Annotated in this window: 24 protein-coding genes; 11 read left to right on the plus strand and 13 right to left on the minus strand. The window is 67.5% G+C overall.

Going from position 1 to position 24,350, the window contains the following annotated elements; genetic code table 11:
• Window positions 1-58: 58 nt before the first annotated feature.
• Window positions 59-823, minus strand: coding sequence for an SURF1 family protein (locus E8M01_RS16910; protein ID WP_136961189.1), 765 nt, complete (start codon window positions 821-823; stop codon window positions 59-61).
• 23 nt (window positions 824-846) lie between these two features.
• The gene (locus E8M01_RS16915; RefSeq protein ID WP_136961190.1) at window positions 847-1,218 is read right to left on the minus strand and encodes a DUF983 domain-containing protein; all 372 of its coding nucleotides are present in this window, start codon (window positions 1,216-1,218) and stop codon (window positions 847-849) included.
• Window positions 1,219-1,535: 317 nt separating this feature from the next.
• Between E8M01_RS16915 and E8M01_RS16920 the strand changes: the two genes are divergently transcribed.
• The gene (locus tag E8M01_RS16920) at window positions 1,536-1,919 is read left to right on the plus strand and encodes a response regulator (protein WP_136961191.1); all 384 of its coding nucleotides are present in this window, start codon (window positions 1,536-1,538) and stop codon (window positions 1,917-1,919) included.
• Window positions 1,920-2,028: 109 nt separating this feature from the next.
• Window positions 2,029-2,718, plus strand: a complete 690-nt coding sequence (locus E8M01_RS16925; RefSeq protein ID WP_136961192.1) for a protein phosphatase CheZ — start codon at window positions 2,029-2,031, stop codon at window positions 2,716-2,718.
• Between the two features lie 39 nt (window positions 2,719-2,757).
• Here E8M01_RS16925 and E8M01_RS16930 read toward each other — a convergent pair whose 3' ends face one another.
• Window positions 2,758-3,633, minus strand: a complete 876-nt coding sequence (locus E8M01_RS16930; RefSeq protein WP_136961193.1) for a TIGR01459 family HAD-type hydrolase — start codon at window positions 3,631-3,633, stop codon at window positions 2,758-2,760.
• 111 nt (window positions 3,634-3,744) lie between these two features.
• Between E8M01_RS16930 and E8M01_RS16935 the strand changes: the two genes are divergently transcribed.
• Entirely contained in the window at window positions 3,745-4,203 is a 459-nt protein-coding gene (locus E8M01_RS16935; protein ID WP_136961194.1) for a nuclear transport factor 2 family protein, read from the plus strand.
• 7 nt (window positions 4,204-4,210) lie between these two features.
• On the opposite strand, the gene E8M01_RS16940 is transcribed toward E8M01_RS16935, so the two are convergent.
• Both E8M01_RS16940 and purD read right to left on the minus strand, forming a co-directional pair.
• Window positions 4,211-5,119, minus strand: coding sequence for an alpha/beta fold hydrolase (locus E8M01_RS16940; protein ID WP_136961195.1), 909 nt, complete (start codon window positions 5,117-5,119; stop codon window positions 4,211-4,213).
• A 77-nt stretch (window positions 5,120-5,196) separates the two neighbouring features.
• Window positions 5,197-6,483, minus strand: coding sequence for a phosphoribosylamine--glycine ligase (purD, locus tag E8M01_RS16945; RefSeq protein ID WP_136961196.1), 1,287 nt, complete (start codon window positions 6,481-6,483; stop codon window positions 5,197-5,199).
• Window positions 6,484-6,556: 73 nt separating this feature from the next.
• Here purD and xseA point away from each other — a divergent pair, with 73 nt between their 5' ends.
• Window positions 6,557-8,161, plus strand: coding sequence for an exodeoxyribonuclease VII large subunit (gene xseA, locus E8M01_RS16950; protein ID WP_136961197.1), 1,605 nt, complete (start codon window positions 6,557-6,559; stop codon window positions 8,159-8,161).
• Between the two features lie 8 nt (window positions 8,162-8,169).
• Here xseA and E8M01_RS16955 read toward each other — a convergent pair whose 3' ends face one another.
• Entirely contained in the window at window positions 8,170-9,144 is a 975-nt protein-coding gene (locus tag E8M01_RS16955) for an alpha/beta hydrolase (RefSeq protein ID WP_246088822.1), read from the minus strand.
• A gap of 27 nt (window positions 9,145-9,171) precedes the next feature.
• Here E8M01_RS16955 and E8M01_RS16960 point away from each other — a divergent pair, with 27 nt between their 5' ends.
• Window positions 9,172-10,068, plus strand: coding sequence for a LytTR family DNA-binding domain-containing protein (locus E8M01_RS16960; protein ID WP_170181940.1), 897 nt, complete (start codon window positions 9,172-9,174; stop codon window positions 10,066-10,068).
• 132 nt (window positions 10,069-10,200) lie between these two features.
• The gene (locus E8M01_RS16965; RefSeq protein ID WP_136961200.1) at window positions 10,201-10,872 is read left to right on the plus strand and encodes an alpha/beta hydrolase; all 672 of its coding nucleotides are present in this window, start codon (window positions 10,201-10,203) and stop codon (window positions 10,870-10,872) included.
• Window positions 10,873-11,066: 194 nt separating this feature from the next.
• Here the strand turns inward: E8M01_RS16965 and E8M01_RS16970 are convergent, their stop codons facing one another.
• Together E8M01_RS16970 and E8M01_RS16975 are read right to left on the minus strand one after the other, a co-directional pair.
• Window positions 11,067-12,188 carry a carboxylate-amine ligase gene (locus E8M01_RS16970; RefSeq protein ID WP_136961201.1) on the minus strand — a complete coding sequence of 374 codons (1,122 nt, stop codon included), beginning with the start codon at window positions 12,186-12,188 and terminating at the stop codon, window positions 11,067-11,069.
• Window positions 12,189-12,459: 271 nt separating this feature from the next.
• A complete protein-coding gene (locus E8M01_RS16975; RefSeq protein WP_136964682.1) occupies window positions 12,460-13,206 on the minus strand; it encodes a 16S rRNA (uracil(1498)-N(3))-methyltransferase in 747 nt (248 codons plus the stop codon).
• A gap of 220 nt (window positions 13,207-13,426) precedes the next feature.
• Here E8M01_RS16975 and E8M01_RS16980 point away from each other — a divergent pair, with 220 nt between their 5' ends.
• Together E8M01_RS16980 and ubiA are read left to right on the plus strand one after the other, a co-directional pair.
• Window positions 13,427-13,912 carry a hypothetical protein gene (locus E8M01_RS16980; RefSeq protein WP_136961202.1) on the plus strand — a complete coding sequence of 162 codons (486 nt, stop codon included), beginning with the start codon at window positions 13,427-13,429 and terminating at the stop codon, window positions 13,910-13,912.
• 6 nt (window positions 13,913-13,918) lie between these two features.
• Window positions 13,919-14,860, plus strand: a complete 942-nt coding sequence (gene ubiA / locus E8M01_RS16985; RefSeq protein WP_136961203.1) for a 4-hydroxybenzoate octaprenyltransferase — start codon at window positions 13,919-13,921, stop codon at window positions 14,858-14,860.
• On the opposite strand, the gene E8M01_RS16990 is transcribed toward ubiA, so the two are convergent.
• The 4 genes from E8M01_RS16990 to E8M01_RS17005 form a co-directional block, all read right to left on the minus strand.
• Entirely contained in the window at window positions 14,861-16,570 is a 1,710-nt protein-coding gene (locus tag E8M01_RS16990; RefSeq protein ID WP_136961204.1) for a methyl-accepting chemotaxis protein, read from the minus strand.
• A gap of 130 nt (window positions 16,571-16,700) precedes the next feature.
• Window positions 16,701-17,666: a bifunctional riboflavin kinase/FAD synthetase gene (locus tag E8M01_RS16995; protein WP_136961205.1), complete on the minus strand. Its 966-nt coding sequence runs from the start codon at window positions 17,664-17,666 to the stop codon at window positions 16,701-16,703.
• Between the two features lie 64 nt (window positions 17,667-17,730).
• Window positions 17,731-18,183 (minus strand): MaoC family dehydratase, encoded by a 453-nt coding sequence (locus tag E8M01_RS17000; RefSeq protein WP_136961206.1) that lies wholly within the window; start codon window positions 18,181-18,183, stop codon window positions 17,731-17,733.
• Between the two features lie 104 nt (window positions 18,184-18,287).
• Window positions 18,288-18,674, minus strand: a complete 387-nt coding sequence (locus E8M01_RS17005) for a RidA family protein (protein WP_136961207.1) — start codon at window positions 18,672-18,674, stop codon at window positions 18,288-18,290.
• A gap of 194 nt (window positions 18,675-18,868) precedes the next feature.
• Between E8M01_RS17005 and E8M01_RS17010 the strand changes: the two genes are divergently transcribed.
• Window positions 18,869-20,476 (plus strand): EAL domain-containing protein, encoded by a 1,608-nt coding sequence (locus E8M01_RS17010; RefSeq protein ID WP_136961208.1) that lies wholly within the window; start codon window positions 18,869-18,871, stop codon window positions 20,474-20,476.
• 31 nt (window positions 20,477-20,507) lie between these two features.
• Window positions 20,508-22,331, plus strand: a complete 1,824-nt coding sequence (gene mutL, locus E8M01_RS17015) for a DNA mismatch repair endonuclease MutL (protein WP_136961209.1) — start codon at window positions 20,508-20,510, stop codon at window positions 22,329-22,331.
• A 14-nt stretch (window positions 22,332-22,345) separates the two neighbouring features.
• On the opposite strand, the gene E8M01_RS17020 is transcribed toward mutL, so the two are convergent.
• The gene (locus E8M01_RS17020) at window positions 22,346-23,251 is read right to left on the minus strand and encodes a patatin-like phospholipase family protein (RefSeq protein ID WP_136961210.1); all 906 of its coding nucleotides are present in this window, start codon (window positions 23,249-23,251) and stop codon (window positions 22,346-22,348) included.
• Window positions 23,252-23,387: 136 nt separating this feature from the next.
• On the opposite strand from E8M01_RS17020, the gene E8M01_RS17025 reads away from it, so the two are divergent.
• Window positions 23,388-24,347 (plus strand): alpha/beta hydrolase, encoded by a 960-nt coding sequence (locus tag E8M01_RS17025; RefSeq protein ID WP_136961211.1) that lies wholly within the window; start codon window positions 23,388-23,390, stop codon window positions 24,345-24,347.
• The last annotated feature ends 3 nt before the right edge of the window (window positions 24,348-24,350 follow it).

The following is a 24,350-nucleotide window of genomic DNA, read 5'->3' on the forward strand; positions in this document are numbered from 1 at the left end:
GATTAGGGGCTCGCCGCATAAGCGGCGTGCAAAGAGCCCTGGCTCGCCGGCACCCTGGTCAGACCGTGCCGCGCCATTTCTGCACGGCAAAGGCCGCGAACACGCCGATCAGCGTCAGCGCCAGCCCGAACCAGGTCAGCGCATATTCGAAATGCCGGTTGGGGAAGCTGAGGCGCGTCTCGCCCCCCTGCGGCAGGCCGCCGGCGACCGGCGTGGCGTCGGCGTCGATCGAGAACGGCGCGGTGCTGTTGCGATCGAACCCGAGCGTCTGGGCGATCACGGGGGTGTCGCGTGTGTAGAACAGCCGGCGGGCCAGGTCGTCGGAGGCGGCAAAGACGCTGCGCCGCTCGGGAAAGCGCACGAGGCCGGTGATCGTCACCGGGCCGGTCGTCTGTCCGGCCTGGCGCGTCGCCGGATCCCGCCGGTCGGTTGGCACGAAGCCGCGATTGACGAGGACGGTGGCGCCCTCGGCGGTGACCAGCGGGGTCAGCACCAGATAGCCCTGGCCCTGGGGCCGCCCGGGCTGGCCCGGCCGGTTGCTGTCGCCGGCGACGGTATAGAGATAGGCCTCGGCGTCGTGGCGGAACGAGCCGGTGACGGCGACGCGGCGATATTCGTCGGCCGCGGCGGTCATGGCCGGCCATGCGGCGGCCGGCGGCAACGGCACCGGCGGCGCATGGGTGCGGGCTTCGACCTGGGCGATCAGGCCGTTCTTCCAGGCAAGTTGCGACAGCTGCCAGGATCCGAGCCGGATGAGCACGGCAAGGGCCGCGAGCGCGACGAGGCCCGGAACGACGAGCGGGCGAAGGCGGGATGTGGTCATGTGGCTTGCGAATAAAGCCTCGGTCACTGGCTGTCGAGCCGCCCCTCGCGCGCCTTGTTGACATATTGGAGAGCGATCATGATGCCCTTCATGGGTCGGAGCAGGCCGAGCGTCACGATCAGGATCAACGGCCCCCACATCAGCGCGTGCAGCCAGAACGGCGGCTGATAACGGAACTCGACGAACAGCGCGAGGCCGCAGATCAGGAAGCCGGCGATGAGGATGACGAAGACCGCCGGGCCGTCGCCGGCATCGGCGAAGGAATAGTCCAGCCCGCAGGCGCTGCATCGGGCCTTCGGTGTCAGGAAGCCATCGAACAGGGCGCCCTCGCCGCAGCGTGGGCAGCGGCAGCGCAGCCCGGTCGAGAACGGCGATTGCTCTTGATAGAAGGTCATGCCGAGGGCTCCCATGAGGCGCCCAGTTTACCGAGGAAGCCGGGCCGGCGCGAGCGGGCTGGCCGAATGCCATGGCCGCGCCGGAGCCGATGCCGCTGTCAAGACGCGATGACCGGCTTTGAACCAATCTGTAACCTTAAGAAAATTGCCGGCCATTGCTGCCCAAAACGCGCCATTTTTTGCCGGCCGGCAACGGGTCCGTTAACCGCTTCTTCAACGCTGATCTCTAGGTTTTCCGCCAAGAAGCCTCGCTTGATTGGGCTTCCATGAATTTCCGACGGGCTTGTCAGCATCGTCGCGGCCTTGGAGCAGGTTAGATGGCTGTTGATCTCTCGATGCCGATCCTCGTGGTCGACGATTACAACACGATGATCCGCATCATCCGCAATCTTCTGAAACAGCTCGGCTTTGACGACATCGACGACGCGTCGGATGGCTCGGCCGCATTGGCGAAGATGAAGGAGAAGAAATACGGCCTGGTGATCTCCGACTGGAACATGGAGCCGATGACCGGCTACGAGCTCCTGAAGGAAGTTCGCTCGGACGGTTTCCTGGCCCGCACGCCCTTCATCATGGTCACCGCGGAATCCAAGACCGAGAACGTCATCGCGGCCAAGAAGGCCGGCGTGAACAACTACATCGTCAAGCCGTTCAACGCCCAGACTTTGAAGGCCAAGATCGACGCCGTCTTCGCCGACTGAAAAAGGCCGCAAGGCATCCCGCACGCTCCGGCTCATGCTCGAGCCGAGCCCACGGCTTGACGCCGATAGGGCCATCGCCGCCGCCAGGCCCCAAGGAATGGGTAATGCCATGAAGAGCGTCTCAACCGACCATCTTGACCGGATCGTCGAATTCGTCCGCACCAAGCGTGAACGCGACGTGTCGTTGGCCGATGTCGTCGGCCTCGCCGAGGTGACCGTCGAATCGCTCTCCAGCTTCTTCCGCTCGATCGACATGTCGGTCTATCGGGAGCTGTCGGATATCGCGGCCTTCATCACCAATATGAAAGCCGAAATCGGCCGGCTGCAGCCCAATGACCTGAAGCAGAGCCGCATTCCGGCCGCCGGCCTGGAGCTCGACGCCATCGTCAAGGCCACCGAAAAGGCGACCGACACGATCATGGGCGCGGCCGAAGAGGTGATGGCGGCCGACCCGTCCAACCCGACCGCCTACAAGGCGATCGTCGACGAACGGATGATGCTGATCTTCGAGGCCTGCTCGTTCCAGGACATTACCGGCCAGCGCGTCGCCAAGGTCGTCGAGACGCTGCAGCATATCGAGGCCCGCGTGTCGCGCTTCGCCGAGGCGATCAATGCGGCCGATGCCGAAGGCTATATGACCGACGACGAACGCAAGCGCGAGGAGCGCAAGCTGCAGAACATCCTGCACGGTCCGCAGCTGGATGGCGAAGGTGTCGGCCAGGGCGATGTCGATGCCTTGTTCGACAAGCCGCATGCCGGCGGCACCAGCCAGGATGCTGTCGACGCGCTGTTCAAATAGGCGGCCGAAAGGGCCGGGCCGGCCGCGATCGTCAGGCGCTCACCAGGTCAGCCTGGGCATCACATAGCGCGGGTGCAGGCCGGTCTCCGCCACCAGGGCGGCAAGGCCCGCCGGCTTCAGGCCGTCAGGCCCGAGCAACAGTTCGGCGTGAATGCCCTCGGCCAGGAACAAGCAATCGATCCCCATTCGCGCGGCGCCGGCGACATCGGTGCGCATCGCGTCGCCGATTGCCAGCACGCGGGTGCGATCGACGGGCTTGCCGGTGATCCGCTCGGCAAAGCCGAAACAGGTCTCGTAGGCCGGCTCGAATGGTTTGCCGGCGTAGAGCACCTCGCCGCCCATCGACTGATAGCGATCGCCGATCGCACCGGCGCAATAGATCAGGCTGTCGCCGACCTCGACCACCTTGTCCGGGTTGCCGCAGACGAAGAACAGGTTGCGGGCGCGCATGCGTTCGAGGCGCTCGGTATAGTCGTCAGGTGTTTCGCTGCGATCGTCGACAAGCCCGGTGCAGACCACATAGGCCGCTTCATCGATGCCGACGAGCCGGGTGCCGATATCCTCGAAGATCACCAGGTCGCGCTTCGGCCCGACATGGTGGACCGGTTCGCCCGGCCGGGTCCGGATATAGTCGCGTGATACGTCGCCGGAGGTGACCACCGCGTCATAGGCCGCGCGCGGAATGCCCAGCCGGTCGAGCTGGCCGACCACGACAGGGCTCTGGCGTGGCGCATTCGAGATCAGCACCACCGGCACGCCCTGGCGGCGGATCGCCATCAGGGCGGCGGAGGCGGCGGGGTGCGCTTTCATGCCATTGTGCAGGACACCCCAGACGTCCGACAGGACGAGGTCATACTGGCTGGCGATCGTCGAAAGACCGTCAATGGTCGGCGGCAGGGCAATGGTGGTGGTCATGACCCTGGGGTTAAGGGGTTGGAGCCCCCGCGGTCAAGTCGCCCGGCCAGATCGGGCTTGCCGGCGGTCCGGATCTGGATGAGGTTTGCCTGCAAAATCGGGGAGGGGACAATGCCAGCAGCCACGCCGCGCGACATCGCCGAGACATTCTACGAGGCTTTCGCGGCACGCGACGGCAAGGCGATGGGCGCGCTTTATGCCGATGACGCAACCTTCGAGGATCCGGTCTTCGGCCGCCTGGATGCGGCGCACACCCGTATCATGTGGCGGCTTCTGGTCGGGCGGGCGGCCGATCTTGCGGTGTCCTATACGGTCGAGACCGCCGACGAGACGACGGCGCGCGTCGCCTGGATCGCCGAATATACCTTCAGCCAGACCGACCGGCCGGTGGTCAACAATGTCACCGGCACGCTCACCTGCCGCGACGGCCTGATCATCCGCCACAAGGACGTGTTCAGCTTCTGGCACTGGTCGCGGCAGGCGCTCGGCCTGCCTGGCCTGCTGCTCGGCTGGACGCCCTTCCTGCAGGCCAAGGTCGGCGCCAAGGCACGCAAGACGATCGGGCTCTGAAGCGATCCTAGTCGATCGGTCGCCGCAGAAACGGCAACAGCGAGGCCAGCGTGCCCTCGGGGTTCTCTTCGGGCAGGAAATGGCCGGAATCGACCGCCTCGCCGCTGGCCTCGGGGGCGAACAGCTTCCAGGCCTCGAGCGGGCTCGCGCCGGCGGATGGAATGCCGGCCGAGCCCCACACCGCATGGACCGGACAGCCGATCGTCCTGCCCGCCGCCTTGTCGGCCTCGTCGGCCCTCAGATCGACCGTGGCGCCGGCCCGGTAGTCCTCGCAGCAGGCATGCACGCGGCTCGGTTCGTTGAAGAAGTCGCGATAGTGCTGCAGCGCGCGCGGGTCGTAGCATCGGAGCGTGCCATCCCGGGTCCACAGGCTCAGCTTCGATTCGAGATAACCGGTGGTGTCCTTCAGGATCGCCGCCTCCGGCACGCCCTTCGGGCCGGACAGGAAGATCCAGTGCTCGGTCTTGGGTGACGGCGCGGCGTTGATGCGTTGCCACATGACGATGGTCGGCACGATGTCGAGCAGTGCCAGCCGCTCGATGCGGCCGGGATGATCCAGGGCCATGCGATAGCCGACCCGCGCGCCGCGGTCATGGCCGACGACGGCGAAATGGACATGACCGAGCTGCTCCATCACCTCGATCAGAATCTTGGCCATGTCGCGCTTGGCATAGGGGAAGTGGTTGGCGCCGTCGGCCGGCGCCACCGACCAGCCGTAGCCGGGCAGATCCGGCAGCACCAGGGTGAACGAGCGGGCAAGCTCCGGCGCGATGCGATGCCATTCCACATGGGTCTGCGGAAAGCCGTGGATGAGCAGGAGCGGCGGCCCATTGCCACCCGAGCGGGCGAAGATCTTGCCGATCGAGGTGTCGATCCAATGGGAAGCGAAGCTTGGAAACAGGTCGGATGTGGCCATGGTCGCTCCTGCAAGCGGGCTGGCCAGACTAGCAGCCCTACCGGGCGGCGATAGTCCGTTGGGTGCCCGGCATCGGCTTAACGTTTGGCCGCGCGTTCCCGTTCCACCGCCCGCCAGCCGATGTCGCGGCGGCAGAACCCGCCCGGCCAGTCGATCTTGTCGACCGCCTCATAGGCCTTGGCCTGGGCCTCCGCGACGGTCGCGCCGACCGCCGTGACGTTCAGCACGCGGCCGCCATTGGCGACCAGTTGGCCGTCCTTCAAGGCTGTCCCGGCATGGAAGATTTCGGCGCCGTCGAGGGCCTTCAACTGGTCGAGGCCGCGAATGACGGTGCCCTTTTCCGGCGCGCCCGGATAGCCCTTCGCCGCCATCACGACGGTCAGCGCCATCTCGTCGAACCAGCGTGCGCTCATGGTTTTCAACTGGCCATCGACCGCGCCGAACAGCAACGTCAGCAGGTCGTCCTTCAGGCGCATCATCAGCACCTGGCATTCGGGGTCGCCGAAGCGGCAGTTATATTCGATCAGCTTCGGGCCTTCGGTGGTGATCATCAGCCCGGCGAACAGCACGCCCTGGAATGGATGGCCCTTGGCCGTCATCGCCGCGAGCGTCGGCTTGATGATCTCCGCCATGGTTCGTTCGATCAGCTCGGGCGTCATCACCGCGGCCGGCGAATAGGCGCCCATGCCGCCGGTATTCGGCCCGGTATCGCCGTCGCCGACCTGTTTGTGGTCCTGGGCGGTCGCCAGCGCCAGGGCCGTTTGGCCGTCGCAGAGCGCAAAGAAGGACGCTTCCTCACCGGTCATGAACTCTTCGACGACAACTGCCGCGCCGGCTTCACCGAGGCCGCCCGAAAACATCATGTCGACGGCCTCGATCGCCTCGGTCAAGGTCATCGCCACGACGACACCCTTGCCGGCGGCCAGGCCGTCGGCCTTGATCACGATCGGCGCGCCCCGGGCGCGGATATAGGCCTTGGCCGGTTCGGCTTCGGTGAAACGTTCATAAGCCGCGGTCGGAATGCCGAAGTCGCGGCAGAGGTCCTTGGTGAAGCCTTTCGAGCCTTCGAGCCGGGCGGCGAAGCGTGTCGGCCCGAAGGCCTTGATCGCATGGCCATTGAGGTCGTCGACCAGGCCCGCCACCAGCGGCGCCTCGGGACCGACCACCACGAGGTCGATCTTGGCCGATTGGCAGAAAGCGACCACCGCCGCGTGATCGGTCACATCGAGCGGCACCAGTGTCGCCACTTCGGCGATGCCGGGATTGCCCGGCGCGCAATAGAGCGTTGTCAGCAGCGGGCTGGCCGAGATCGCCCAGGCCAAGGCATGTTCGCGGCCTCCGCCGCCGACCAGAAGCACGTTCATGAAGGACCTCGATGACGCCGTCGCTTCCGTGGCTTAGACAAGAGTCTCTTCTCCGGCAACGGATTCGGCAGGAATGACCGACATAGCGCCCTCGAATGCTCCCGAGATTTCGGTTTCGGAACTCGCAACCGCGATCAAACGGACGGTCGAGGACGCCTTCGGTTTTGTCCGGCTGCGCGGTGAAGTCTCAGGTTATCGCGGTGCGAGCCCGTCCGGCCACGTCTATTTCCGCCTGAAGGACCAGGGCGCCGTCATCGAGGCGGTGATCTGGAAGGGCGTGTTCGGGCGCCTGCGCTTCAAGCCGCAGGAAGGCCTGGAGGTGATCGCGACCGGGCGTGTCACCACCTTTCCGGGCTCGTCCAAATATCAGATCGTGGTCGAGAGCCTGGAACCGGCCGGCGTCGGCGCGCTGATGGCGCTGCTCGAGGAGCGCCGCAAGGCACTCACCGCCGAAGGCCTGTTCGATCCGGCCAGGAAGCGGCCCTTGCCCTATCTGCCGCGCGTGATCGGCGTGGTCACCTCGCCGACCGGCGCGGTCATCCGTGACATTCTGCACCGGCTGGAGGATCGTTTCCCGCGCAGCGTGCTGGTCTGGCCGGTCAGGGTCCAGGGCGAGGGCAGCGCGGCCGAAGTCGCCGCCGCCATCCGGGGCTTCAACGCCATCGATGCCGACAGCGATCTGCCGCGGCCCGATGTGCTGATCGTCGCGCGCGGCGGCGGCAGCCTGGAAGACCTCTGGGGCTTCAACGAGGAGATCGTCGTCCGGGCCGCCGCCGAAAGCCGGATCCCGCTGATTTCGGCTGTTGGCCACGAGACCGATACCACGCTGATCGACTTTGCTGCCGACCGGCGTGCGCCGACGCCGACAGCCGCCGCCGAAATGGCGGTGCCGGTCCGCGCCGACCTGATCGTCGAAATCGGCGACCTCGGTCGTCGCCACGCCGCCGGCATGCTGCGGCTGTTGGACGACCGCCGGCTCGGACTGCGCGCCGCCATCCGCGCCTTGCCGGACGCCGAGCACCTGCTGGAGGCGGCCCGCCAGCGCCTGGACGGCGCGACCGAGCGTCTGCCGAATGCCTTGCGTGCCAATGCCGCCGCGCACCGCACCCGGCTGGTCAGGGCGTCCGGACGGCTGGCGCCCGGCGTCCTGATGCTGCGGGTCGGGCGCGCCCAGGACGGCATCGAAACCTTGAGCGCACGTGCCAGGGCGGCGCTCGGGCGGCGGGTCGAAACGCGCCGGCAGGGCTTTTCGTCGCTGTCGGACCGGCTGGCGCGTTCGCTCGGCGTCTATGCCACCACCCAGTCCCATCGGATCGCCCGCGACGGCGAGCGCCTGAACAGCCTGTTCGCCCGCGCGCCGCGCGCCATCGACCTGATCCTCCGGCGCCGGGGCGACCGGCTCGAGGCGGCCGCCAAGCTGCTCGGCGCGCTGTCTTATCAAGGCGTGCTGGCGCGCGGCTTCGCGCTGGTCCGCGACGGCGACGGCCGGACGCTGCGCACCGCGGCGGCGGTAAGCGCGGGCCTTGCCCTGTCGATCGAATTCGCCGACGGGCGGGTGGCCGCGCGCGCCGAGGGCGACGAGCCGCCAAGACCGCCGGCGCCGCGTTCGTCTCCGCCGCGCGCCGAACCGAAGCCTGCCCGGAAAGCCGCCGGCGAGGGCCAGGGCGACCTGTTCTGACCGCTGGGCTATCGCGTCCGCAGCAGCCGGACGGCCGTGCGGACGATGACGTCGGTCGCGGCCTGGTCGATCACCATGCCCATGTGATCGACGCCGGCGAGCACTTCGACGCCGATGCGCGGGTTGGCCGCGCTGATCTCGGCGGCATAGGCCGTTGCGACGAACAATTGGTCCTCTGCGCCGACCAGGACGATGGTCGGCCTGACAATGCGGCCGAGCGCCTCCGGCCAGTCGCGCGGCAAGCTCATATTGGCCAGCAGGCGATGGGAATAGACACGCGCCCGTTTGCCTTGCGCGTCTGCCGGCACGGCATAGGCAATCGTCGGAAGCCCGTCGAGCCCTGAGATCCCCAAGCGGTTCAGCAGCGACAGCGCGATGATGCGGGGGATAGCGGGATCGGCCCAGCCGCCGGTGTTCGGACGATTGGTGTCGGACCGGACCGAGATGAACGGCGACAGGGCGAGATAGGCATCGAAGCGGTCGGCAATCGGCTCGCCGGCGACGCGCAGGATGAAACTGCCGCCAAGCGAATGGCCGAGCAGGAGCCGCCGTTCCCTAGGGAAGCGCTGCTGGGCCACGGCCAGAAGATCGACAAGGTCGTCCTCCAACTGGCCGCGATAACCGATATCGCCGAGCGCCCCGCTTTCCCCGTGGCCCCGGACGTCGATGGCGTAGACATTCATCCCCTCGGCCGAGAGGGCGCGCCCGACCGCGTGCACGGCGGTGGCAAGCCCGGTCGATCCGTGCACCGCGATCGCGACGCCACCGCCCGGCCTGCCCTCATAGAGGCGATAGGCGAGCCGGGTGCCGTCGCGCGCCGTGAAAAACCCATAAGGCGGGAGGGTCCCGACCGGATGCGCCAGCTTCTGGTCCGACTGCGACATGACGGCGAGCGGCGGCGGCGTCACCGGCTGCGACAGCGAGAGCACTCCGGCGAAAGCTGCAACGACGCAAATGATGAGAGCGACGGGAATGGCGATCACATATTTCAAAAGAGACCTCCTCGAGCGATGGCTTTGAGGTCCGATTGCCTAGCCACGAGCGCCGGCCTAGTCTCGGCCGTCTTCGCCAACGACATGGTTTCTTCGCCAATGACCAGTCTCGACGCGGCCGATCTGCGCCGACGGCTTTCGGCAAAGTGGCTCGCCTTCGTCGGGCTATCCATCGCGGCCGGTCTGGTGCTCGGCCTGCTCGGGCCGTTCGGCTCCTATGTCAGCATCGACCTCCGGGTTCGGCTGCTGCAATTCGCCGGCAATGCCGTGTTGATCGGCGCCATGGTGGTCGGCACCGCGATGCTGGCCAGGCGCTTCCTGTTCTCCGGCCGCCTGCCGTTCTGGGCGATGGTCGTCATCGCGATCGCCATGGCCCCGCCGGGCGCGCTGGTGGTCCAAATGCAGATGCACCTGTGGTCGCCGCACGTGCTTCGCCACGTCACGTTCGGCGGGCTGATGGGGCAGACGCTGGTCATCAACCTTCTGCTCAGCGGGCTCGGCTGGTTTGTCGAGCGGCGCTGGCAGGCGAACGGGCCTGCCGGGCCGCAGTCCTTGCCGGCGCCGGTACCGGCCGAGGACACGCCGCCGCCAGCCGATGCGGCGACGGACGATGTCGTCATGGCCAAGCTGCCCTTGGCCTTGCGCCATGCAAAACTCATCGCGCTGAGCGCCGAGGATCATTATTTGCGGGTCCACACCGATCGTGGCCATGCCCTGATCCTGATGGGTCTGTCGCAGGCGGTCGAAGCGCTCGGCCCTGCCAGGGGCCTGCGCATCCACCGATCGCACTGGGTCGCGCGTGACGCCCTTGCCGGGCACAGACGGAGCGCCGGCCGCGCGGCCTTGACCCTGGATTGCGGCCTGGTCCTGCCGGTGAGCCGCAGCGGCCGCCGGCTGCTCGCCGAGGCGGGCTGATCCGGCCGGCGAACTGATTGCATGTCTCTGCCGGCCGCACGATGCCGATGGCGGGCGATCGGTTCCACGGCGTGCAGTCGATCCGGTTGAAACCGACGCGAAGCAAGCGGGGACACAATGTTCGGAAAGGCCGTGGCGAGCTTGATCATGGTGGTGTCGACATGCGTGCCTGTTCGGGCTTCCGAGCTTGTTCCGCAGTTCGGAAGCTCGGCCACGCTCGACAGGCCGACAGGCCGTCCGCGCGGCAGCATCATCCTGATGCCGGGCGGTGACGGCCGGCTGGGTATCCAGAGCGACGGAAACATCACCGCGCTGCGCGGCAATCAACTGGTCCGCACGCGGCACGTCTATGCGGCCAGAGGCTTTGCCACGCTGACGCTGGATGCCGCTGCCAGCCCTGCCCAGGCGGTCGAATATATGCGGACCATCGCTCGCCCGGTTGTCGTGGTGGCGACGAGCCGGGGCGCCACCCGCGCGCCGGCCGCGCTGTCCGCCCGCCCAGACGGCATCGTCCTGACGTCGGCCATGCTCGACACCTTCCAGGCCTATGCCGGCTCGCCCGGGGCATTGCCGCGAACCTTGGTCCTTCATCACCGTCAGGATGGCTGCCGCGTGACGCAGCCCGCGCTGGTGGCGCCATTCGCGGCCTGGGCCGGCGGGCGGGCCCGCGTCGTTTGGCTCACCGGAGGTGTCGATCGGGGCGATCCCTGCCAGGCCGGCGGCCACCATGGTCTCGCCGGCCTTGACGGACAGGTGGTCTCGCTGATCGTCGCCTTCGCGAATTCCTTGAGGGGCGCGCGGTAGCCGCCGAGCCCCGGCAGTCGACCGGCCGGCCTGTGGTGGGCCACGTTGCGACGTGGCAAGCCCACGGCCCGAAACGTCGAGAACCCGCGCCTTGCGGTGCGGGCTCTCGGGGCGCTGTTCAAGCCCGGCAGCGCAGTGCCGCCTCGGCGCGACGATCTATTGCAGGGTCTGCGGTCTACTGCAGGGTCGTCAGTCTATTGCAGGGTTTCCTGGGCGATCCAGGTCTTCACCGCGCGCAGCGCGTCATGCGGCGTCTCGGCCAGGCTGAGCGCTGATTTCCATACCGCGAGCTGGCCGTCGGCGCTGGTGCCGCGGGTCGCGATGTCGAGGCAATGGGCCACCTCGGCCGCGCAATTCAGTGCCTCGGCCTCCTCCATGACCTGGTCGATGGTCTCGGCCACCACGTCGCGCACCGAGAGGGTGATACGGCGTGTTTCGTCGACGAAGCTGCCATGGACGCCATAGCGCTGGGCGCGCCACTTGTTTTCCTGCATCAGCGCGCGCGAGACCGGCGACAGGTTGGCATTGATCTCCGGATGGCGGATCAGATGCCGGACCAGGGTCCGGTAGAGCGCGGCGATCGCCAGCGTGTCCTCGACCCGCGTGCAACAGTCCGGCGCCCGCAATTCGAGGGTCGGGTATTTGCGCGACGGACGCACCGCCCACCAGACATAGCTCGAATCCTCGATCACCCGGGTCTCGACCAGCAGCGAAATATAATTGTCGTAGTCGGCCTCGCTGCGGAACAGTTCCGGCAGGCCGGTGCGCGGCAACTCGTCGTAAGCCGCCAGGCGATAACCCATCAGGCCGGTCGCGCGGGTCTGCCAGAATGGCGATGACGTCGACAGCGCCACCAGCAGCGGCACGTAGGGCATGATCCGGCCCATCACGTCCACCCGGCGCGACAGATCGTCGAATTCGACATGGACATGCAGGCCGCAGACGATGTTGCGTTGGCCGAGCATCTGCAGGTCGTGCATGACGCTGTCCGAGCGCGGTGTGTCGTTGGCTCTTTGGGTGGCCCACAAGGCGGTCGGGTGCGTCCCCGAGGCGAGGATCGCCAGGCCATGTTCGGCGGCGACCTGGCCCAGGGCGCCGCGCATCGCCTTCAGCTCGTTGCGCGCCGTGTCGAAGGATGAATGAATCGAGCTCGTCAGCTCCACTTGCGACTGCAGCAATTCGCCTTTCAGGCGGTCGCCGAGCCGCTGCTTCGCGGAATCGAAGAAGGCCTGCGGCATGCGCCGCATGACAGCCTTGGTCTCGGCGTCCACAACAAAAAATTCTTCCTCGATACCAAAACGGCAGGTGTCCGACATGATTGTCTCCATCTGTTCGGGCACAGAAATGTTGGCGCGGATCGCGAGGCTGCGAACCCGCGCAAAGCCGCGGCCGACCCCAGTCGAAAACGGGCCGCGGCGAGCGACAGGCTGAAGCCGGGCGGGGCAAAAATGTGGCCGAACCGGTCACGCGCCGCCACAGTTCTGTAACCAATTGAAAGATTGCGTGAACTTAAATCGGTTGACTTTTTCCGCGGCGAGGCCTTCCGCGCCGGGTCATTTCGTCATCTCCGATCACGCTTCACCGAATCTATCTCCAATCGCCCAGAACCGCCTGGACGACCGCCAGCGCCGCCACCGCGGCGGTGTCGGCCCGAAGGATCCGCGGCCCGAGCGACAAGGCGATCGTTCGCGGCCTTTTGCTGATCATGGCCCGCTCCTCGGGTGCGAAACCGCCTTCCGGCCCGATCAGGACAGCCAGCGGCTGCGGCGCGGATGCGAAGGGCTGCAGTGCCTCGGCCGGATTGGCGATCGCCGCATCCTCGTCGCAGAAGACAAGCAGCCGATCCGCCGGCAGCGCGGCGAGCACCGTTGGCAGAGGCTTCATGTCGTCGCACGGGGTAACCGACAAGACGCCACATTGTTCCGCGGCCTCGATGGCATTGGCGCTGACCCGTTCAAGGTTCAGCCTGCCGACCTGGGTGTAGCGGGTGGTCACCGGCACCAGCCGCGACGCGCCCATTTCCACCGCCTTTTGAACCATGTAGTCGAGGCGTGCCTGTTTCAGCGGCGCGAAGATCAGCCAGAGGTCGCTCGCATCGGTCTGTGGCCGGACCTGGTCCTCGACCAGCAGTTCGACCGCTTTCTTGGCAGCGCGCCTGAGCCTGGCGCGCCATTCGCCGTTCACTCCGTCGAAGACATGCAGGACCGCGCCGTCGGCCAGCCTCATCACATTGACGAGATAATTGGTCTTGTCGCGGTCGCAGGCGATCACCGTGCCGGGACCGAGCGGCCCTTGCACGAACAGCCGCGTCGCGCCGAAGTCGTAGAGCGCCATGATCTGAAACAACCTCGCCTTGCCGTCTTTTCGCGGATAGCGCCGGGATCTCTTGCTGGCAAGGACGAGGCGACGTCGCGGACGCGGCGCGCGAGAATGTGCTAGGGTCCAGGACCTGGCCGCGCCGGGGTGCCGCATTGCCACGATCCTGTCGGATTGATATGGAGAATGCCGTTTTTTGCAGTTCCGCCTTCCTGCGGACACCTTCCGGGGCCGAATGATGCGCTGTGCTCTGCCGAACCGCACCTTGTTTCTCGGGCTGATCGCTGCCGGAGCGCTTGCCGTTGCCGTGCCGGCCAATGCCAACGAGATTTGCCAGAGCGAGTTTCAACCGCTGTTGCAGAGCCACCAGCAGGTGATGCAGCAGACCCAGGCGGCCATGCCACGCGGCCGGCCGACCAATTTTGATCAGGCCCGTGCCAATGCCCAGCGCGCTTGCACGGCGCTCGGCAATGCCCAGACCTCGTTCGAGCGGCTGAAGAAATGGGTCACCGACAATGGCGACTTCTGCCGCCTGCCGGATACGATGATCAACGACGTCTCGACCGGTCTGACCAATGTCATCCGCAATCGCCGTCAGGCCTGCCAGGGGGTTGCGACGCTCGACCGGCAGCGCCGCCAGGCCGAGGCCGGCGGTGCCAATCCCTTCGCGCCCCAGGCGGGTCGCCGGCCGCAACTCGACCTGCGCACGCCCGGCGCGCTGTAAGCCGCCATGACGATGACCGAGGGCCGGGTTGCCGATGCCGTCCGCGGCTCGTGGGTGGACACGCTCGCTCCGGCATCCTGGCGTCCCTATCTCAGGCTTGCCCGCGCCGACCGGCCGATCGGCTCCTGGCTCCTGCTGCTGCCATGCTGGTGGTCGGCGGCTTTTGCCGCGATCGCCGCTGGCCAGGCGCTGCCCAATCTCTGGCACATGGCGCTGTTCGCCATTGGCGCGGTCGCCATGCGCGGTGCCGGCTGCACCTATAACGATCTGGTCGATCGCGACATCGATGCCATGGTCGAGCGGACGCGCTCGCGGCCCTTGCCCTCCGGCCAGGTGACTGGGCGCCAGGCGAAGCTGTTCCTGATGGCCCAGGTGGTGGTCGGCGCGCTGGTGCTGCTGGCGCTCGCCAAGCCTTTCGCCTGGGCGCTGGGCATCGCCTCGATCGCCATCATCGCCATCTATCCCTTCATGAAGCGCATCACCTCCTGGCCGCAATCGGTGCTCGGGCTGGCCTTCTCGTGGGGCGCGCTGATGGGCTGGGCGGCGGCCTTCGACAGGCTCGATGCGGCGCCGATCCTGCTTTATGCCGGATCGATCCTCTGGGTCATCGGCTACGACACCATCTACGCCCATCAGGACCGGGAAGACGACGCCATTGTCGGCGTCAGGTCGACCGCGCTCCTGTTCGGCGAGCGCACGCCGCTGTTCCTGTCGCTGTTCTATTCCGGCGCGGTCTTCCTGTTCGCGGTGGCGCTCTGGACGCTGGGCGGCTCGGTCCTCGCCTATTGCGGGCTCGCCGCCTTCGCGCTTCACCTGGCCTGGCAGGTCGCCCGCATCGACATTGCCGATCCGGCTCTTTGCCTGCGGCTGTTCAAGTCGAACCGCGATGCCGGATTGATCTTCCTGGCCGGCCTGATGGCCGAAGCGGCGCTGCGCGCCGCCGGCTGATCAGGCCGCCCGCACTTCGGCGACGAAAGCCTTGAGGGCGCCGTCGATGCTGGCGGAACTGCCGGCGAGCCGCTGGGTGGCTTCGTCGACCTGCCCGGCCGACCTGCCGGTTCCGGTCGCCGCGCGATCGACATCGATGATCGAGCTGCGCGCGGTATCGGCATGGCCGTTGGCTTCCGCGATCGCCCGCGAAATCTCGCGCGTCGAAAGCTGCTGCTCCTCCACCGCCGCCGCGATCGTCGTGGTGATCTGATCCATCGCCCCGATGGTCTCGGTGATCGTGCCAATGGCGGAGACCGTGCCGCTGGTTGCCGCCTGCATCCGTCCCACCTGCGCCGAGATTTCCTCGGTCGCCCTGGCCGTCTGTCCGGCCAGCTGCTTCACTTCCGAGGCGACCACCGCAAAGCCCTTGCCGGCTTCACCGGCGCGGGCGGCCTCGATGGTGGCGTTGAGCGCGAGCAGGTTGGTCTGCTCGGCGACCTGGGTGATCAGGCCGACCACTTCGCCGATCTTGCGCGCGGCGCTGTCGAGTTCCGCAACCCGGCTGGATGTGTCGCCGGCCTGCTTGACCGCCCGTCCGGTCACCTCCGAGGAGGCGGCAACCTGGCTGCCGATCTCGGCGATCGACGCGGTCAGCTGTTCGGCGGCACTGGCAACCGCGCTCATGTTGGCGGTGGCCTCATCGGTCGCGCCGGAAGCTGCGCCGACCTGCGCCGCCATGGCGCGGGAGGCGGCGTTCAGCTCGCCGGCGCTCGAGCCGAGATCGCCGACCGCCTTTTCCGCTTCGCCGATCCGTTCCGCCATGGTCTTCTCGAAGGTCATGATCGCGGCTTCGAGCCGGCCGGCGCGGGCGTCACGCGCCTGGGCCTCGGCAAGGCGGAGGGCTTCGGCCTCCCGCGCCGCTCTTGCTCCATCGCGCAGGATTGTCAGTGCGCGCGTCAGATCGCCGATCTCGTCGGCCCGGGTCGTCGCCGGGATGGTGCTGTCCAGATCGCCGCCGGCGACCCGTTCGAGTGCCGCGGTGGCCGCGACCAGCGGCCTGACCGCGCGACGGACGATGACTGCCGAGAGCAGGCCCAGGACCAGCACCACCAGGGCCAGCGACACGATCATCGCGGTCAAGGTCTTGAGCGCCGCGGCGTGCAGCTCTTCGGTGGCAATGCCGATGAACAGGATGCCGATCACGCTGCCATTTGCGCCGATGACCGGCTGATAGGCGGTGTAGAACGACCGGCCGAACAGCACGGCTGGACCATAATAGGCCCTGGCCTGACGCAGCGCGGCCTGCGCCGGGTGGTCGGCGGCGAGCGACGTGCCGACCGCGCGATCGCCGTTCTCCTTTTTCAGGTTGGTGGTGCGCCGGATGAAGGCGCCCTTCTCGTCGGTCACGAAAATGGTCGCAACGCCGCCGACCGCCTGCACTGTCCGGTCGACGATCGCATGATCCGCGAAGGTCGGCATGGCGGGGATGCGCACCTCCGACACCCGCTCGCCGGCGATCGTGAAGCGGGCGTCCGCATGGGCTGCCCCGAACAGCACGGCGAGCGTCCGGGTATTGGTCTGGGCGTCTGCGACCGCGCGTTCCGCATTGCGCGTCTCGATCAATTGCCAGCCGGCGAGCACGATGAGGCAGGCGGTGAAGAGCAGGATCGCGGTGACGAAGGCGACCGCTTTGGCGCCGATTTTCAGGACTGGAAGGCGGGAGACCATCTCGGGCTTTTCCTGGGGGTGCAAATCCCCTCCAGGAAGCCGATCTGGTGGTTAATAGTCTCGTAAGAGCGCTGCGGTTTTGACCGATGACGTGAGAAATTGCCCGCTAATGCAGCTTGCGGTGGAGCTTTCAACGGCGTGCCAGGATGGCGCGCGCCTTGCCGCTGTCCTCGTCCATCTGGGCGATCAGCGCGTCCAGTCCGTCGAATTTCAGCTCTTCCCGGATATAGCCGGCGAAAGCGACGTCGACTTCGCGGCCGTAGAGATCGCCGGAGAAATCGAAGACATGGACTTCCAGAAGCGGCGCGCCATTGTCGAAGGTCGGCCGCCGGCCGAAACTGGCGACCGCGTCGTGCCAGATACCGTCGAGGCCGAGCTTCACGGCATAGATGCCATGGGCGAGCTGGCTATTCGGGTCGAGCCGGAGATTGGCGGTCGGATAGCCGAGCGTCCGGCCGCGCTTGTCGCCATGGATGACCTCGGTCGAAATGAACCAGGCGTGGCCGAGCAGCGCGTTGGCGTCCTCGATGCGGCCGCTCATCAGCGCATCGCGGATGGCGGTCGAGGAGACGGTCGCCTCGCCGTCGCAGAGCGCGGTCATGCGGGTCACGTCGAAGCCGTGGACGATACCCGCCTCGATCAGGCTCTGGGCATTGCCGGCGCGCGCCGCGCCATAGTGGAAATCCTGGCCGATGACCACATGGGCGGCCTTGAGCCAGCCGACCAGCACCTGCGTGACGAAGTCCTCGGCCGACAGCGCAGCAAACGCCTTGTCGAAGCCGGCGATCGCCACCGCATCAAGCCCAAGGGCCGCCAGCAGCCGGATCTTGGTTGGTCCGTCGGCCAGCCGGAACAGCGGCCGATCCGGCTGGAAAAAAGCCCGTGGATGCGGCTCGAAGGTGAGCACCAGAGCTTTGCGGCCGAGCCTCCTGGCCAACCCCACCGTCTGCTCGATGACATATTGGTGGCCGCGATGAACCCCGTCGAAATTGCCGATCGCGATCACGCCGCCGGCCAGCGTGTCCGGCATCGGCGTGGCCTGGGCAAGCACGGGAAAGGCGGGCGATGGCCGCTGGGGCGGCAGGATCAGAGGCATGGAACTCGGGATCGCGGAATTGACGGGCAGGGCGCGCGGACCCTGCCGTCCGGCGCTTGCGCCGTCAAGCCGCCGACATGAGTTCGAGGCGCGAGGGAACCCTTACCCAGGCTTCGCCGTCGAGCACGACGGTTGCATCGACCGCGCATTCACAGGCGAGCCGTGCCCTTTGCCGTCCCTCGATCAGCTCGGCCACCTCGACATGGATGCGCACGACATCGCCGATCTTCACCGGCGCCTTGAAGTTCAGCGTCTGCGACATGTAGATCGCGCCGGGTCCGGGCAGGCGCGTCCCGATGACCGCCGAGATCAGGCTGGCGGTATAGAGCCCATGGGCGATGCGCTGGCCGAAACGGGTCTTCGACGCATAGAGCTCGTTCAGGTGGATCGGGTTCTGGTCGCCGGAAATATCGGCGAAACCGACGATATCCTGGTCGGTGACCGTCTTGAACACCAACTCGGACAGGCCGAGCGTCAGGTCTTCGAAAGCCAGGGAGCGAATTGCGCGAACAGGCATGGTTACCTCCAGGGGAAGGCACAATCACCAGATTCATGCTGCAGCGCAATAGGACCAAGGGCGAAGGCCCTTGGTCATCCCGGTTCCGGGTCCCGTACCCGCTCCTAGTCCTGCACGGCCTCGCCCTCGATCTCGACCAGGAAGTCCGGCCGGGCGAGCCCTGCGACCTGGATATAGGTGGCGGCGCAGACATGGCTGCCGAGCTTGCGCGCCCTGACGGTACGGAATGTCGCGACGGCGTCCGGCACGGTCACCAGGGTGACGACCTTGACCAGGTTTCCGATCTCCATGCCGCCGGCTTTGACGACGGCGATCAGATTGTCGAAAGCCTGTTCGAACTGGGCTTCCAGGCCTTCGGCCACGGTGCCGTCGGGACGGGACGCGACCTGGCCGGAAATGATCAGGCGGCGGCCGGTGAGCTGGTGGATCGCGCCGTGGCGATAGCTCGGCGCCGGGGCGTGAACGGTCGGTGGGTCGAAGAAGCTCGGCATGAAAACTCCGCGCGTTGGGGTGGCCGGTTGGAAACGGCATTATTGTGGGGGAATGCGGCCTTTCGTCTATGGTTCATTCGAGACGAATCAGCGCGATTCGAGGCACTGTCGCGCCAGCGCGCATTCGCACATGACGCCGCCCGCAGTGAATGCGCGCTCTGATCTTCACGCCGGGGGATGAAGACCGCTCAGCCATGCCTCGTTCGGGTTCCTTCTTCGTTGCACTCTGCATGGTGACGATCGCCGTTTCGGTCGCGGCCTTGGCCTATCTTGTCGCCAATGTCGAAGCCGGCTTTTCAACCGCCATCGGGTTCGGCCTGCTGCTCGCCATGGTGATCGGCCATCTCGGCTCGCAGCGTTCCGGCGACCGTCTGGTGGTCGAGGCGAGGCTCGCCGACTTGACCCGTGTGACCGGCGATGTCGCACGCGACATGACCGAGCTGGCGCGCCGGGTCGAACGCTTCGAAACCATGGCGATGGACAAGGCCCGGGCCGCCACCGAGCCGATCGCCGAAGAGATCGGTCAGCTCGGCGCGCTGGTCAAACAATTCGCCGAGACACTGCAGGTCCATGAAGCGGCGATCGTCCGGGCGACGGCGGTGGCCGTCCAGCCGGCCGCAGCGCTCCCGCCGGTCGGCCCGCTCGCCGCCTCGCTTTCGGCGGCGGTGCCGGCAACGTCGCCGGATACCGAGCTGCCGCCGCAGGCCGCCGATGTGCCGGTGGCGGCCGCCACGCAGGCGCAAGGCGCGAACTCGCAGCGCCTGATCGAGACGCTTCGCCAGCGTCTCGACCGGTCGGATCTGGCGCCGGCCCTCGAGGCCGTGCTGCCCGACGTCTTTGACGGGCTGTCGCGGGCCGAGGCTGTCGCGTCGATCACCGCCGCGATCGACAGCCGGCGCATCGATCTCTACCTGCAGCCGATCGTGACTTTGCCGCAGCGCAAGGTGCGCTGGTACCAGGCTTCGGTCCGGCTGCGCAGCGCCGACGGCGACCTGCTCCTGCCGTCGGACTATCGCGAACTGGCTGAAACCGCCGGCTTGATGCCGGCGCTCGATGTCGAGGCGCTCGGCCGTTGCATCCAGGTGGTCCGCCGGCTGACCTCGCGCAATCGCGATGTCGGGCTCGTCTGCGACCTGGCTGGTGTCTCGCTTGGCGACGCGGCCTTCTCCACCGAGCTTGTCGCTTTGCTCGACGCCAACCGGGCACTGGCCGGTTCGCTTGTGCTCGGCTTCCGGCAGGACGCGGTGCGCAACCTGTCGCCGCTCGATATCGAGACGCTCGGCGCGCTATCCGATCTCGGTTTCCGTTTCGCCATGGATGGTGTCGGCGACCTGCGCATCGAACCGCGCGACCTCGCCGAAAAAGGCTTCCGCCAGATCAAGGTCCCGGCCGATCTCATGCTGGCCCGCGCCGGCGCGGCGGGCGCGGCGATCCATCCAGCCGATCTTGCCGGCCTGTTCGCCCGTTATGGCATCGATTTTGTCGTCGAGGGAATCGAGACCGAGCCGCTGGTGGTCGACCTGCTCGACTATGAGGTGAAATTCGCGCAAGGCCCGCTGTTCTCGCCGCCACGCCCGGTGCGCGCCGAGGTTCTCAGCGAGGCCGCTGCGGCACCGGCGCCACAGCCCGCTCCGGCCGCGCGCGCGCCAAGGTCCGAGCCGCGTGCCGAGCCGCGCCCGGCCGAACCGCAGTCGCTCGGCGCCGCGGCGCTGGCGCTTGGAGCCGTTGGCGCGCCGCGCGAAGCGCGCCGGGCCGGCGGCATCGGCCAGGGATTGCGGGCGCTCATCCGCGAACGCTCCTGACCGGCCGCCGCGAACGCGCTAGGATAGAACCATGCCCGTCCGCCAGCTTCCCGAAGGGATCGTCAACCGCATCGCCGCCGGCGAGGTCGTCGAGCGGCCCGCGGCCGTGGTCAAGGAACTGGTGGAGAACGCCATCGATGCCGGTGCCACGCGCATCGATGTGCTGACCGGTGGTGGCGGGCGCCGGCTGATCCGGGTCGCCGATGACGGCGCCGGCATGACCCGCGCCGATCTCGCGCTTTGCGTCGAACGCCACGCGACCTCGAAACTTGCCGGTGAAGACCTTCTCGACATCCGCACGCTCGGGTTTCGCGGCGAGGCGCTGCCCTCGATCGGTGCGGTGGCGAGCCTCACCATCACCACCCGGCACGCCGACGAGCCCCATGCCTGGGCGCTCACCGTCGATGCCGGCGACGAGGGGGAAACCATGCCGGCGGCACTCGCCCGCGGCACACGGGTCGAGGTCGAGGACCTGTTCTATGCGACGCCGGCAAGGCTCAAATTCCTGAAGAGCGACCGGGCCGAAGGCTCGGCCATCGTCGACGTGGTGAAGCGCCTCTGCCTGGCCCATCCGACCATTGCCTTTTCGCTCGCCGATGACGAGGCGGGCACGCGCAGCTATGCCGCGCAGGCCTTTGGCGAGGCCGGGCTGCTGGCGCGCATTGGCGACGTCATGGGCCGCGACTTCGCCGACAATGCGCTGGCGCTCGACGTTTCGCGCAACGGCGTGCGCCTGTTCGGCTTTGCCGGGTTGCCGACCTTCCACAAGGCGACTGCCGCCTCGCAATTCCTGTTCGTCAACGGCCGCCCGATCCGCGACCGCCTGGTGCTGGGCGCGCTGCGTGGCGCCTATGCCGATGTCATGCCGCGCGATCGGCATCCGGCGGTGGCGCTGTTCATCGAGCTCGATCCGCACGAGGTCGACGTCAATGTCCATCCGGCCAAGACTGAGGTGCGCTTCCGCGATTCCGCCCTGGTCCGCGGCCTGATCGTCAGCGCCATCAGAGACGCCATTGCCCGCGCCGCCCCAACCACCGCGACCACAATCGGAACCGCGACGATCAGCGCTTTCCGGGCGCCAATGGGACGCGGTGCGCCGGCGCGCGGCTGGGATTGGCGTCACTCGCCAGCGCGACCCGGCACGGCCGGCTTCGCCGAGGCCGGCCAGGCCGCCTTCGCCCAAGCGCCATTCGGCCAGGCCACATTCGCCATGGATATCGCGCCGGGCGCCGACGCGCGCGCCGCCGCCGTCGCTCCCGAGCCGGAGGACCTGGACCAGCCGCTGGGCGCCGCGCGCGCCCAGGTTCATGGCACCTATATCCTGGCGCAGACCCGCGACGGGCTGGTGATCGTCGACCAGCATGCCGCCCATGAGCGGCTGGTCTATGAGCGGCTCAAGCGGCAAATGGCCGAGGCTGGCATTGGCCGCCAGGCATTGCTGATTCCGATCGTCGTCGAACTCGATCCGGCCGATGCCGCCCGCCTTCTGACCCGGGCTGACGATCTCGAGCGCTTTGGCCTGGTGATCGAAGGTTTCGGGCCGGGTGCAGTGGTGGTGCGCGAGACGCCGGCGCTGCTCGGCGATGTCGACGCCGAGGCACTGACCCGCGACTTGGCCGAACACCTCGCCGAATGGGACACGACGGATCCGCTCGAGCGCCGGCTCCTGTCGGTTGCCGCCACCATGGCCTGCCACGGCTCGGTCAGGGCAGGGCGGCTGCTGAAACCGGCCGAAATGAACGCGCTGCTGCGCGAGATGGAAGCCACCCCCGGCTCAGCCCAGTGCAATCACGGCCGGCCAACCTCGGTGTCGCTGTCGCTCGGCGATATCGAGCGGCTGTTCGGCCGGCGCTGACGGTCGGCGACAGCCTAATCGGGCGGCCCTTCCAGCAATTCCGCCGGGCTCGATTCCAGCGCGCGGGTCAGCCGGCGCTTCACCTCGTCCTTGATCGGGTCGCAGGTGGCCAGGATGTCCTTCACCTTCAGGAAGTCGAGCACGCGGAAATGTTCGACCGGTGGCCGCAGATGGATCGTCGGTCGATGCGCTTCGAGCTTCACCCCGCTCAGCACCTGCATCATCAGCATGACCGAGCCGAACAGGGCGTCCCAGGGCGCCGGGACGGTTTCGTCGATCATGCTGTCGTGGGAGGATCCATCCAGCACGTCGACGGCCAGCACGATCGGTGCGCTGACCTTGTCGACCGGTACCGGATTGATGATGCCGCCGTCGATCAGCACGCGGCCGCCATGGACCACCGGCCGCAACGCGCCGGGGATCGCCATCGAGCCGGCGACCGCCGGGATCAGCAGCCCCTCCGAATAGCCGATGTCGAGGCGCGCATAATAGTCGGTCGCGACGACGGTCAGCGGGATCATCAGATCCTCCAGCAGCAGCGGCACCGCCGGCGGCAGGAAGACGTGGAGGAACTTCTCCGGGTCGATCAGCATGGGGTTGGTCAGGCCGGTCCGGATCAGGTCGGCAAAGCGCCCGACCCGCGTCGTCAGCAATCGCCGCAGGATGTCCGGGCGCACCTGCAGCATGTCGAGCGCATAGGCGCGGATGTCGCGCCCGGCCATGCCGGCCGAATAGCAGGCTCCGATAATGGCGCCGATCGAGGTTCCGGCAATCTGCTGGGGACGCAGGCCGAGCTCATCGAGCGCCTCGATGACCACGATATGGGCAAGCCCCTTGGCGCCGCCGCCGCCCAGCACCAGGGCGAAAGGCGCGGCGGGGTAATGCGTCCTGCCATCGGAGAGAGTGCCGGCGTGCTGCATTGCGCAACCCTAGCCCATGCCATCGAGACAAGGGAGACGTATCGAGGCAAGGGAGACGCCATGAGTTCGGTTGAGCTTGGCGGCCAATTGGCTTAGCCGTTGGGTCTCAGTCCGCTGTCAAACGGTGTCCCCGCGCATGACCAGCCCGCTCCAGTTCGATCCCTCGCCCTTCGACCCGGCCAATGCGCCGGCCGACGCGTTGGCCGTCAACGCGGCCATCCTCAAGCGGCTGGAAACCTGGGACAACTGGGCGGCACCCATCGGTGTCACCCGACAGCTCCGGCGCGAAGGCAATGGCCCGTTCCCGCCGCCGGCCGTCTCAGATCGCGCCGAGACCATCGAGATCAATGGCAAGCACGGCCCGATCGGATTGCGCATCATCGCGCCATCCAGGCCGAAGGGCGTCTATCTGCATATCCATGGCGGCGGCTGGGTGCTCGGCGGGGCCGACCAGCACGACATGTGGCTGGAGCGGCTCGCCGACCGCGCCGCCATGGCCTGCGTTTCGGTCGACTATCGCCTGGCGCCGGAGGCCCCCTATCCGATGGGGCCGGACGATTGCGAAAGCGCTGCGCTCTGGCTGGTGCGCGAGGCCAAGAAGCGTTTCGGCACCGATCGGCTGGTGATCGGCGGCGAGAGCGCCGGCGCCCATCTTGCTGCCGTCACGCTGCTCCGGCTGCGCGACCGGCACGGCCTGACGCCGTTTCGCGGCGCCAATCTGCATGCCGGCTGCTACGATCTGGCGCTGACCCCTTCGGTGCGCCGCTGGGGTGCGGAGAAACTGGTGCTGAACACCCGCGACATCGAGATGTTCGTCCGCCACTTCCTGGTGCGTGGCGGTGACGTGAAGAGCCCCGACATCTCGCCCATCCATGCCGATCTCAAAGGTTTGCCGCCGGCCCTGTTCACGGTCGGCTCACGCGATCCCCTGGTCGACGACACGCTGTTCATGGCGGCGCGCTGGGCCGCCTCCGGCAATGCTGCCGCGCTCGAGGTCTTTCCGGCCGGCTGCCACGTCTTCATTGGTTTCCCCGGCTCGAACACCGATCGCTGCCTCGCGCGGATCGACGCTTTCATGACCAAGGCTTGCGCCTGAAGC

The organism is Phreatobacter stygius (genome assembly GCF_005144885.1).
Lineage (GTDB): Bacteria > Pseudomonadota > Alphaproteobacteria > Rhizobiales > Phreatobacteraceae > Phreatobacter > Phreatobacter stygius.

What these genes read in the sequence shown, in the direction of transcription:
- E8M01_RS16960 (WP_170181940.1), top strand. Translation starts at nt 9,172, where the DNA reads ATGGCTTTGAGGTCCGATTGCCTAGCCACGAGCGCCGGCCTAGTCTCG.
- E8M01_RS16910 (WP_136961189.1), bottom strand. Translation starts at nt 823, where the DNA reads ATGACCACATCCCGCCTTCGCCCGCTCGTCGTTCCGGGCCTCGTCGCG.
- E8M01_RS16940 (WP_136961195.1), bottom strand. Translation starts at nt 5,119, where the DNA reads ATGGCCACATCCGACCTGTTTCCAAGCTTCGCTTCCCATTGGATCGAC.
- E8M01_RS16930 (WP_136961193.1), bottom strand. Translation starts at nt 3,633, where the DNA reads ATGACCACCACCATTGCCCTGCCGCCGACCATTGACGGTCTTTCGACG.
- E8M01_RS16975 (WP_136964682.1), bottom strand. Translation starts at nt 13,206, where the DNA reads ATGGCGCTCTACGACTTCGGCGCGACGCGGCTGTTCGTGCAAGGGCCG.
- E8M01_RS16990 (WP_136961204.1), bottom strand. Translation starts at nt 16,570, where the DNA reads ATGGTCTCCCGCCTTCCAGTCCTGAAAATCGGCGCCAAAGCGGTCGCC.
- E8M01_RS16935 (WP_136961194.1), top strand. Translation starts at nt 3,745, where the DNA reads ATGCCAGCAGCCACGCCGCGCGACATCGCCGAGACATTCTACGAGGCT.
- E8M01_RS17000 (WP_136961206.1), bottom strand. Translation starts at nt 18,183, where the DNA reads ATGCCTGTTCGCGCAATTCGCTCCCTGGCTTTCGAAGACCTGACGCTC.
- E8M01_RS16925 (WP_136961192.1), top strand. Translation starts at nt 2,029, where the DNA reads ATGAAGAGCGTCTCAACCGACCATCTTGACCGGATCGTCGAATTCGTC.
- E8M01_RS17010 (WP_136961208.1), top strand. Translation starts at nt 18,869, where the DNA reads ATGCCTCGTTCGGGTTCCTTCTTCGTTGCACTCTGCATGGTGACGATC.
- xseA (WP_136961197.1), top strand. Translation starts at nt 6,557, where the DNA reads ATGACCGACATAGCGCCCTCGAATGCTCCCGAGATTTCGGTTTCGGAA.
- E8M01_RS17020 (WP_136961210.1), bottom strand. Translation starts at nt 23,251, where the DNA reads ATGCAGCACGCCGGCACTCTCTCCGATGGCAGGACGCATTACCCCGCC.
- E8M01_RS16970 (WP_136961201.1), bottom strand. Translation starts at nt 12,188, where the DNA reads ATGTCGGACACCTGCCGTTTTGGTATCGAGGAAGAATTTTTTGTTGTG.
- E8M01_RS17025 (WP_136961211.1), top strand. Translation starts at nt 23,388, where the DNA reads ATGACCAGCCCGCTCCAGTTCGATCCCTCGCCCTTCGACCCGGCCAAT.
- E8M01_RS16995 (WP_136961205.1), bottom strand. Translation starts at nt 17,666, where the DNA reads ATGCCTCTGATCCTGCCGCCCCAGCGGCCATCGCCCGCCTTTCCCGTG.
- mutL (WP_136961209.1), top strand. Translation starts at nt 20,508, where the DNA reads ATGCCCGTCCGCCAGCTTCCCGAAGGGATCGTCAACCGCATCGCCGCC.
- purD (WP_136961196.1), bottom strand. Translation starts at nt 6,483, where the DNA reads ATGAACGTGCTTCTGGTCGGCGGCGGAGGCCGCGAACATGCCTTGGCC.
- E8M01_RS17005 (WP_136961207.1), bottom strand. Translation starts at nt 18,674, where the DNA reads ATGCCGAGCTTCTTCGACCCACCGACCGTTCACGCCCCGGCGCCGAGC.
- ubiA (WP_136961203.1), top strand. Translation starts at nt 13,919, where the DNA reads ATGACGATGACCGAGGGCCGGGTTGCCGATGCCGTCCGCGGCTCGTGG.
- E8M01_RS16980 (WP_136961202.1), top strand. Translation starts at nt 13,427, where the DNA reads ATGCGCTGTGCTCTGCCGAACCGCACCTTGTTTCTCGGGCTGATCGCT.
- E8M01_RS16920 (WP_136961191.1), top strand. Translation starts at nt 1,536, where the DNA reads ATGGCTGTTGATCTCTCGATGCCGATCCTCGTGGTCGACGATTACAAC.
- E8M01_RS16915 (WP_136961190.1), bottom strand. Translation starts at nt 1,218, where the DNA reads ATGACCTTCTATCAAGAGCAATCGCCGTTCTCGACCGGGCTGCGCTGC.